The sequence below is a fragment of the Mycobacterium sp. genome, from assembly GCF_035603715.1.
Classification (GTDB): Bacteria; Actinomycetota; Actinomycetes; order Mycobacteriales; family Mycobacteriaceae; genus Mycobacterium.
In genome coordinates this window covers 1-2,227 of record NZ_DATNJW010000694.1, presented here as the reverse complement: position 1 = coordinate 2,227, position 2,227 = coordinate 1, and the positions used below count along the sequence as shown (strand labels likewise).

The 2,227-nt window shown below is 70.9% G+C and carries 1 protein-coding gene; it reads right to left on the bottom strand.

Annotated features, from left to right (window positions below; genetic code table 11):
• Positions 1 to 2,227 (bottom strand): fatty acid synthase subunit beta domain-containing protein (locus VN856_RS27920; RefSeq protein ID WP_325695334.1); only part of this gene is annotated, 2,227 nt, incomplete at both ends.

Below are 2,227 nucleotides of genomic sequence, written 5' to 3'. Positions count from 1 at the left end.
CCACACCTTGCGGGCGGCCTTGGAACGGGCGCGGACGTCCATGCCCATGCCCTTGTGCTGGATGCCCTGGCCCGGGAACGCGTAGACCGTCTTCGGCGCGGCCAGCCGTGCGGTGGCCGACATCACCAAGTCCGAGCCGATGCGGGCAGCCACCTCCAAAACTTCTGCGCCCTGGTCGATTCCGACACGGTCGACGCGGAAGTCCACTTCGTCGCCAGGTCGCACCATGCCCAGGAAGCGAGCCGTCCAGCCGATCAGCCGGGCCGGCGGCCGGGCCTGACCGTCGGTGGCGGTGACGACATGTTGCGCGGCGGCCGACAGCCACATGCCGTGCACGATCGGCGATTCGAGGCCGGCCAGCAACGCGGCGGCCCGGTCGGTGTGGATCGGGTTGTGATCTCCGGACACCACCGCGAACGGCCGCATGTCGACCGGCGCGGTGAGCGTGACGTCGCGGCGGCGACGCCGCGGGGTGTCGGTGGCGTTCTCTGACACCGCGCCGCCGGCCCGCATCGGGTCGGTCAACTCGGCGGGCCCGGTGCGACCGCGGATCGCGAACCGCTCCTCCATGGTGGCCAGCACGGTGCGGTCGGCTGAGGCAACCGTCACCGAGATCGGAACGACGCGGCCGACTTCGGTGTCGGTGGCCACCGAAGCCGTTGCGGTGACGGTCAACTCGGCCGGCACGCTGGGCAGTGCGGCGACCAGGTGAGCGGCGTGGTCCAAATGCACCAGGCTCAGCAGACCTTCCACCACGGGGACACCGGCGCCGGTAACAGCCGAACCGATGGCCGCGAAGACCGCGGGCCAGCACCGGCCGACCAGAGCGTCGGGCACGGTGGTCAGGGTCGGTGCCAGCGGCTCGCCGAAGATGGCGGTGACACCGGTGTGGTCGGCGACCCGCTCGGGGTCCCAGTGCACGGTCACGGTCGCCGTCCCGTTGTGCACCCGCGGCAGGGTGTCCGGGCCTTCGGCGCCCGCCGCGATCGCCAGCACCGAACGCATCGCCTCGATCGCGTCTTTGGTGCGGATCACCGGAATGGCGCCGTCAATCGTGTTGGCGGGCAGGCTGAATCGGATATCGATCCACACGCCGGCGATCGGCACGCTCAACACCACCTGGTCGCCTTCGGTGGTCAGGCGCGCACCGGTGGACGAGTGGGTGGCTTGCGGTACTTCGGGTCCGTCGTGCACCTGCCAGTCGCCGGGTTCGGCGATGCGGTGCACCGGGTTGGTGGCGACGCGGCCGGCCCACAACACATCCGGCGCGTCGAGCACCGTGGCCAGCGGTCCACGCACGTCGAGGCGGCCCTGCCGCCGCGCAGTGACGGGGGTCGGGGTCGCGCCGGTGGAGAGCACGTCGTCGATCGCGGCCTGCTCGAAGCGGTCGAGCAGCTCGCCGACCGGCTCGTCGAGCCGGGAGATACCGGCGACTGCCGCGGTACCCGGGATGATGCAGACCTGGTCGGCGTCGTAGCGGGCGTCGTGCGCCTGCCACAGCGAATCGCTTCGCCACCAACGGCGTACGTCCTTGTCGATCACCGGCACGAAGTTGACCGGCTTGCCCAGCGTCTTGCACAGGGTGACGAAGAACGGCACATCGGCCGGGTGCAGCAGCACGGTCTCGGCGTCCGGGTAACGGGCGACCAGCGCGGCGATGGCGTCGCCGGGACGCTCCAGCAGCGCAGCGTCGCCGAACAGCGTGTCGATCGGGCCGGAGTCTTGCGGGTGCAGGCGCGCCTCGGCGCGTTGCAGCATCTGCTCGAACCGCTCACGCCAGGTGTCGGCCAGCCAGGGGCTGCCGGGCTCAGCGGTGTCGGCCGTGCTGTCGCCGTTGCCGATGGCCAACTCCACGTAGCGCTGCAGCCACTGCAGGTAGGACATTTCGCCGACGTCGCCGAAGTACGGCTTGGCGGTGTTGGCCATCGCGGCGATGATCTCGTCGCGGCGCGCAGCGACCGCTTCGGCGTCACCGGCGACCTCGTCGAGGAGCCGGCCGCACCGGGAGGCGGTGTTGTCGATCTCGTGGATGTCGGCGCCGAGCTGGCTGCGGCCAGAGGCCATGCCGCCCTGCGCTTTTCCGGCGCCGACCCACTGATCGGTGCCCTGGATGTCGACCAGCATCTGCTTGACCGACGGCGAGGTGGTGGACTCCAGCGTCGCCATGGCCGCGGTCCCGACCAGGATGCCGTCAACGGGCATCAGCGGGAAGCCGTACGCCTGTGCC